The sequence below is a fragment of the Erwinia sp. 009765445 genome (assembly GCF_058137865.1).
In genome coordinates this window covers 1-7,427 of the sequence record NZ_JBYUWC010000038.1, presented here as the reverse complement: position 1 = coordinate 7,427, position 7,427 = coordinate 1, and the positions used below count along the sequence as shown (strand labels likewise).

The window sequence follows — 7,427 nt, the reverse complement described above, 5'->3', positions numbered from 1 at the left end:
AATTCCCCAGGCATCAAATAAAACGAAAGGCTCAGTCGAAAGACTGGGCCTTTCGTTTTATCTGTTGTTTGTCGGTGAACGCTCTCCTGAGTAGGACAAATCCGCCGGGAGCGGATTTGAACGTTGCGAAGCAACGGCCCGGAGGGTGGCGGGCAGGACGCCCGCCATAAACTGCCAGGAATTGGGGATCGGAATTAATTCCCGGTTTAAACCGGGGATCTCGATCCCGCGAAATTAATACGACTCACTATAGGGGAATTGTGAGCGGATAACAATTCCCCTCTAGAAATAATTTTGTTAACTTTAAGAAGGAGATATACATATGATTACCAGTGCACTGCATCGTGCGGCGGATTGGGCGAAAAGCGTGTTTTCTAGTGCTGCGCTGGGTGATCCGCGTCGTACCGCGCGTCTGGTGAATGTTGCGGCGCAACTGGCCAAATATAGCGGCAAAAGCATTACCATTAGCAGCGAAGGCAGCAAAGCCATGCAGGAAGGCGCGTATCGTTTTATTCGTAATCCGAACGTGAGCGCGGAAGCGATTCGTAAAGCGGGTGCCATGCAGACCGTGAAACTGGCCCAGGAATTTCCGGAACTGCTGGCAATTGAAGATACCACCTCTCTGAGCTATCGTCATCAGGTGGCGGAAGAACTGGGCAAACTGGGTAGCATTCAGGATAAAAGCCGTGGTTGGTGGGTGCATAGCGTGCTGCTGCTGGAAGCGACCACCTTTCGTACCGTGGGCCTGCTGCATCAAGAATGGTGGATGCGTCCGGATGATCCGGCGGATGCGGATGAAAAAGAAAGCGGCAAATGGCTGGCCGCTGCTGCAACTTCGCGTCTGAGAATGGGCAGCATGATGAGCAACGTGATTGCGGTGTGCGATCGTGAAGCGGATATTCATGCGTATCTGCAAGATAAACTGGCCCATAACGAACGTTTTGTGGTGCGTAGCAAACATCCGCGTAAAGATGTGGAAAGCGGCCTGTATCTGTATGATCACCTGAAAAACCAGCCGGAACTGGGCGGCTATCAGATTAGCATTCCGCAGAAAGGCGTGGTGGATAAACGTGGCAAACGTAAAAACCGTCCGGCGCGTAAAGCGAGCCTGAGCCTGCGTAGCGGCCGTATTACCCTGAAACAGGGCAACATTACCCTGAACGCGGTGCTGGCCGAAGAAATTAATCCGCCGAAAGGCGAAACCCCGCTGAAATGGCTGCTGCTGACCAGCGAGCCGGTGGAAAGTCTGGCCCAAGCGCTGCGTGTGATTGATATTTATACCCATCGTTGGCGCATTGAAGAATTTCACAAAGCGTGGAAAACGGGTGCGGGTGCGGAACGTCAGCGTATGGAAGAACCGGATAACCTGGAACGTATGGTGAGCATTCTGAGCTTTGTGGCGGTGCGTCTGCTGCAACTGCGTGAATCTTTTACTCCGCCGCAAGCACTGCGTGCGCAGGGCCTGCTGAAAGAAGCGGAACACGTTGAAAGCCAGAGCGCGGAAACCGTGCTGACCCCGGATGAATGCCAACTGCTGGGCTATCTGGATAAAGGCAAACGCAAACGCAAAGAAAAAGCGGGCAGCCTGCAATGGGCGTATATGGCGATTGCGCGTCTGGGCGGCTTTATGGATAGCAAACGTACCGGCATTGCGAGCTGGGGTGCGCTGTGGGAAGGTTGGGAAGCGCTGCAAAGCAAACTGGATGGCTTTCTGGCCGCGAAAGACCTGATGGCGCAGGGCATTAAAATCTGCATCACGGGAGATGCACTAGTTGCCCTACCCGAGGGCGAGTCGGTACGCATCGCCGACATCGTGCCGGGTGCGCGGCCCAACAGTGACAACGCCATCGACCTGAAAGTCCTTGACCGGCATGGCAATCCCGTGCTCGCCGACCGGCTGTTCCACTCCGGCGAGCATCCGGTGTACACGGTGCGTACGGTCGAAGGTCTGCGTGTGACGGGCACCGCGAACCACCCGTTGTTGTGTTTGGTCGACGTCGCCGGGGTGCCGACCCTGCTGTGGAAGCTGATCGACGAAATCAAGCCGGGCGATTACGCGGTGATTCAACGCAGCGCATTCAGCGTCGACTGTGCAGGTTTTGCCCGCGGGAAACCCGAATTTGCGCCCACAACCTACACAGTCGGCGTCCCTGGACTGGTGCGTTTCTTGGAAGCACACCACCGAGACCCGGACGCCCAAGCTATCGCCGACGAGCTGACCGACGGGCGGTTCTACTACGCGAAAGTCGCCAGTGTCACCGACGCCGGCGTGCAGCCGGTGTATAGCCTTCGTGTCGACACGGCAGACCACGCGTTTATCACGAACGGGTTCGTCAGCCACGCTACTGGCCTCACCGGTCTGAACTCAGGCCTCACGACAAATCCTGGTGTATCCGCTTGGCAGGTCAACACAGCTTATACTGCGGGACAATTGGTCACATATAACGGCAAGACGTATAAATGTTTGCAGCCCCACACCTCCTTGGCAGGATGGGAACCATCCAACGTTCCTGCCTTGTGGCAGCTTCAATGACTGCAGGAAGGGGATCCGGCTGCTAACAAAGCCCGAAAGGAAGCTGAGTTGGCTGCTGCCACCGCTGAGCAATAACTAGCATAACCCCTTGGGGCCTCTAAACGGGTCTTGAGGGGTTTTTTGCTGAAAGGAGGAACTATATCCGGATAACTACGTCAGGTGGCACTTTTCGGGGAAATGTGCGCGGAACCCCTATTTGTTTATTTTTCTAAATACATTCAAATATGTATCCGCTCATGAGACAATAACCCTGATAAATGCTTCAATAATATTGAAAAAGGAAGAGTATGAGTATTCAACATTTCCGTGTCGCCCTTATTCCCTTTTTTGCGGCATTTTGCCTTCCTGTTTTTGCTCACCCAGAAACGCTGGTGAAAGTAAAAGATGCTGAAGATCAGTTGGGTGCACGAGTGGGTTACATCGAACTGGATCTCAACAGCGGTAAGATCCTTGAGAGTTTTCGCCCCGAAGAACGTTTCCCAATGATGAGCACTTTTAAAGTTCTGCTATGTGGCGCGGTATTATCCCGTGTTGACGCCGGGCAAGAGCAACTCGGTCGCCGCATACACTATTCTCAGAATGACTTGGTTGAGTACTCACCAGTCACAGAAAAGCATCTTACGGATGGCATGACAGTAAGAGAATTATGCAGTGCTGCCATAACCATGAGTGATAACACTGCGGCCAACTTACTTCTGACAACGATCGGAGGACCGAAGGAGCTAACCGCTTTTTTGCACAACATGGGGGATCATGTAACTCGCCTTGATCGTTGGGAACCGGAGCTGAATGAAGCCATACCAAACGACGAGCGTGACACCACGATGCCTGTAGCAATGGCAACAACGTTGCGCAAACTATTAACTGGCGAACTACTTACTCTAGCTTCCCGGCAACAATTAATAGACTGGATGGAGGCGGATAAAGTTGCAGGACCACTTCTGCGCTCGGCCCTTCCGGCTGGCTGGTTTATTGCTGATAAATCTGGAGCCGGTGAGCGTGGGTCTCGCGGTATCATTGCAGCACTGGGGCCAGATGGTAAGCCCTCCCGTATCGTAGTTATCTACACGACGGGGAGTCAGGCAACTATGGATGAACGAAATAGACAGATCGCTGAGATAGGTGCCTCACTGATTAAGCATTGGTAACTGTCAGACCAAGTTTACTCATATATACTTTAGATTGATTTACCCCGGTTGATAATCAGAAAAGCCCCAAAAACAGGAAGATTGTATAAGCAAATATTTAAATTGTAAACGTTAATATTTTGTTAAAATTCGCGTTAAATTTTTGTTAAATCAGCTCATTTTTTAACCAATAGGCCGAAATCGGCAAAATCCCTTATAAATCAAAAGAATAGCCCGAGATAGGGTTGAGTGTTGTTCCAGTTTGGAACAAGAGTCCACTATTAAAGAACGTGGACTCCAACGTCAAAGGGCGAAAAACCGTCTATCAGGGCGATGGCCCACTACGTGAACCATCACCCAAATCAAGTTTTTTGGGGTCGAGGTGCCGTAAAGCACTAAATCGGAACCCTAAAGGGAGCCCCCGATTTAGAGCTTGACGGGGAAAGCCGGCGAACGTGGCGAGAAAGGAAGGGAAGAAAGCGAAAGGAGCGGGCGCTAGGGCGCTGGCAAGTGTAGCGGTCACGCTGCGCGTAACCACCACACCCGCCGCGCTTAATGCGCCGCTACAGGGCGCGTAAAAGGATCTAGGTGAAGATCCTTTTTGATAATCTCATGACCAAAATCCCTTAACGTGAGTTTTCGTTCCACTGAGCGTCAGACCCCGTAGAAAAGATCAAAGGATCTTCTTGAGATCCTTTTTTTCTGCGCGTAATCTGCTGCTTGCAAACAAAAAAACCACCGCTACCAGCGGTGGTTTGTTTGCCGGATCAAGAGCTACCAACTCTTTTTCCGAAGGTAACTGGCTTCAGCAGAGCGCAGATACCAAATACTGTCCTTCTAGTGTAGCCGTAGTTAGGCCACCACTTCAAGAACTCTGTAGCACCGCCTACATACCTCGCTCTGCTAATCCTGTTACCAGTGGCTGCTGCCAGTGGCGATAAGTCGTGTCTTACCGGGTTGGACTCAAGACGATAGTTACCGGATAAGGCGCAGCGGTCGGGCTGAACGGGGGGTTCGTGCACACAGCCCAGCTTGGAGCGAACGACCTACACCGAACTGAGATACCTACAGCGTGAGCTATGAGAAAGCGCCACGCTTCCCGAAGGGAGAAAGGCGGACAGGTATCCGGTAAGCGGCAGGGTCGGAACAGGAGAGCGCACGAGGGAGCTTCCAGGGGGAAACGCCTGGTATCTTTATAGTCCTGTCGGGTTTCGCCACCTCTGACTTGAGCGTCGATTTTTGTGATGCTCGTCAGGGGGGCGGAGCCTATGGAAAAACGCCAGCAACGCGGCCTTTTTACGGTTCCTGGCCTTTTGCTGGCCTTTTGCTCACATGTTCTTTCCTGCGTTATCCCCTGATTCTGTGGATAACCGTATTACCGCCTTTGAGTGAGCTGATACCGCTCGCCGCAGCCGAACGACCGAGCGCAGCGAGTCAGTGAGCGAGGAAGCTATGGTGCACTCTCAGTACAATCTGCTCTGATGCCGCATAGTTAAGCCAGTATACACTCCGCTATCGCTACGTGACTGGGTCATGGCTGCGCCCCGACACCCGCCAACACCCGCTGACGCGCCCTGACGGGCTTGTCTGCTCCCGGCATCCGCTTACAGACAAGCTGTGACCGTCTCCGGGAGCTGCATGTGTCAGAGGTTTTCACCGTCATCACCGAAACGCGCGAGGCAGCTGCGGTAAAGCTCATCAGCGTGGTCGTGCAGCGATTCACAGATGTCTGCCTGTTCATCCGCGTCCAGCTCGTTGAGTTTCTCCAGAAGCGTTAATGTCTGGCTTCTGATAAAGCGGGCCATGTTAAGGGCGGTTTTTTCCTGTTTGGTCACTGATGCCTCCGTGTAAGGGGGATTTCTGTTCATGGGGGTAATGATACCGATGAAACGAGAGAGGATGCTCACGATACGGGTTACTGATGATGAACATGCCCGGTTACTGGAACGTTGTGAGGGTAAACAACTGGCGGTATGGATGCGGCGGGACCAGAGAAAAATCACTCAGGGTCAATGCCAGCCGAACGCCAGCAAGACGTAGCCCAGCGCGTCGGCCGCCATGCCGGCGATAATGGCCTGCTTCTCGCCGAAACGTTTGGTGGCGGGACCAGTGACGAAGGCTTGAGCGAGGGCGTGCAAGATTCCGAATACCGCAAGCGACAGGCCGATCATCGTCGCGCTCCAGCGAAAGCGGTCCTCGCCGAAAATGACCCAGAGCGCTGCCGGCACCTGTCCTACGAGTTGCATGATAAAGAAGACAGTCATAAGTGCGGCGACGATAGTCATGCCCCGCGCCCACCGGAAGGAGCTGACTGGGTTGAAGGCTCTCAAGGGCATCGGTCGAGATCCCGGTGCCTAATGAGTGAGCTAACTTACATTAATTGCGTTGCGCTCACTGCCCGCTTTCCAGTCGGGAAACCTGTCGTGCCAGCTGCATTAATGAATCGGCCAACGCGCGGGGAGAGGCGGTTTGCGTATTGGGCGCCAGGGTGGTTTTTCTTTTCACCAGTGAGACGGGCAACAGCTGATTGCCCTTCACCGCCTGGCCCTGAGAGAGTTGCAGCAAGCGGTCCACGCTGGTTTGCCCCAGCAGGCGAAAATCCTGTTTGATGGTGGTTAACGGCGGGATATAACATGAGCTGTCTTCGGTATCGTCGTATCCCACTACCGAGATATCCGCACCAACGCGCAGCCCGGACTCGGTAATGGCGCGCATTGCGCCCAGCGCCATCTGATCGTTGGCAACCAGCATCGCAGTGGGAACGATGCCCTCATTCAGCATTTGCATGGTTTGTTGAAAACCGGACATGGCACTCCAGTCGCCTTCCCGTTCCGCTATCGGCTGAATTTGATTGCGAGTGAGATATTTATGCCAGCCAGCCAGACGCAGACGCGCCGAGACAGAACTTAATGGGCCCGCTAACAGCGCGATTTGCTGGTGACCCAATGCGACCAGATGCTCCACGCCCAGTCGCGTACCGTCTTCATGGGAGAAAATAATACTGTTGATGGGTGTCTGGTCAGAGACATCAAGAAATAACGCCGGAACATTAGTGCAGGCAGCTTCCACAGCAATGGCATCCTGGTCATCCAGCGGATAGTTAATGATCAGCCCACTGACGCGTTGCGCGAGAAGATTGTGCACCGCCGCTTTACAGGCTTCGACGCCGCTTCGTTCTACCATCGACACCACCACGCTGGCACCCAGTTGATCGGCGCGAGATTTAATCGCCGCGACAATTTGCGACGGCGCGTGCAGGGCCAGACTGGAGGTGGCAACGCCAATCAGCAACGACTGTTTGCCCGCCAGTTGTTGTGCCACGCGGTTGGGAATGTAATTCAGCTCCGCCATCGCCGCTTCCACTTTTTCCCGCGTTTTCGCAGAAACGTGGCTGGCCTGGTTCACCACGCGGGAAACGGTCTGATAAGAGACACCGGCATACTCTGCGACATCGTATAACGTTACTGGTTTCACATTCACCACCCTGAATTGACTCTCTTCCGGGCGCTATCATGCCATACCGCGAAAGGTTTTGCGCCATTCGATGGTGTCCGGGATCTCGACGCTCTCCCTTATGCGACTCCTGCATTAGGAAGCAGCCCAGTAGTAGGTTGAGGCCGTTGAGCACCGCCGCCGCAAGGAATGGTGCATGCCGGCATGCCGCCCTTTCGTCTTCAAGAATTAATTCCCAATTCCCCAGGCATCAAATAAAACGAAAGGCTCAGTCGAAAGACTGGGCCTTTCGTTTTATCTGTTGTTTGTCGGTG

Annotated in this window: 5 protein-coding genes and 4 pseudogenes; 5 read left to right on the top strand and 4 right to left on the bottom strand. The window is 53.7% G+C overall.

Going from position 1 to position 7,427, the window contains the following annotated elements:
- Positions 1-322: 322 nt before the first annotated feature.
- The 4 genes and pseudogenes from AC3Y5R_RS23885 to AC3Y5R_RS23870 all read left to right on the top strand — a co-directional run.
- Positions 323-1,750, top strand: a pseudogene (locus AC3Y5R_RS23885) (IS4 family transposase); the annotation flags it as partial.
- On the top strand, positions 1,730-2,533 hold the full coding sequence (locus tag AC3Y5R_RS23880) for a carbohydrate-binding protein (protein ID WP_334407799.1): 804 nt from the start codon (positions 1,730-1,732) through the stop codon (positions 2,531-2,533). The pseudogene AC3Y5R_RS23885 and the gene AC3Y5R_RS23880, both read left to right, overlap by 21 nt.
- A 287-nt stretch (positions 2,534-2,820) precedes the next feature.
- Positions 2,821-3,681, top strand: a complete 861-nt coding sequence (locus AC3Y5R_RS23875; RefSeq protein WP_000027060.1) for a class A beta-lactamase TEM-181 — start codon at positions 2,821-2,823, stop codon at positions 3,679-3,681.
- A gap of 434 nt (positions 3,682-4,115) precedes the next feature.
- Positions 4,116-4,238, top strand: a complete 123-nt coding sequence (locus tag AC3Y5R_RS23870) for a hypothetical protein (protein WP_257722212.1) — start codon at positions 4,116-4,118, stop codon at positions 4,236-4,238.
- 318 nt (positions 4,239-4,556) lie between these two features.
- Here the strand turns inward: AC3Y5R_RS23870 and AC3Y5R_RS23865 are convergent.
- Positions 4,557-4,682: pseudogene (locus tag AC3Y5R_RS23865) on the bottom strand (replication initiation protein); the annotation flags it as partial.
- 621 nt (positions 4,683-5,303) lie between these two features.
- The gene (locus tag AC3Y5R_RS23860; RefSeq protein WP_000165985.1) at positions 5,304-5,495 is read right to left on the bottom strand and encodes a Rop family plasmid primer RNA-binding protein; all 192 of its coding nucleotides are present in this window, start codon (positions 5,493-5,495) and stop codon (positions 5,304-5,306) included.
- A gap of 64 nt (positions 5,496-5,559) precedes the next feature.
- On the opposite strand from AC3Y5R_RS23860, the pseudogene AC3Y5R_RS23855 reads away from it, so the two are divergent.
- Positions 5,560-5,646, top strand: a pseudogene (locus AC3Y5R_RS23855) (MobC family plasmid mobilization relaxosome protein); the annotation flags it as partial.
- 29 nt (positions 5,647-5,675) lie between these two features.
- Here the strand turns inward: AC3Y5R_RS23855 and AC3Y5R_RS23850 are convergent.
- A pseudogene (locus AC3Y5R_RS23850) lies at positions 5,676-6,002 on the bottom strand (tetracycline resistance MFS efflux pump); the annotation flags it as partial.
- 49 nt (positions 6,003-6,051) lie between these two features.
- Positions 6,052-7,134 carry a DNA-binding transcriptional repressor LacI gene (lacI, locus tag AC3Y5R_RS23845; RefSeq protein ID WP_000805902.1) on the bottom strand — a complete coding sequence of 361 codons (1,083 nt, stop codon included), beginning with the start codon at positions 7,132-7,134 and terminating at the stop codon, positions 6,052-6,054.
- Positions 7,135-7,427 lie beyond the last annotated feature (293 nt).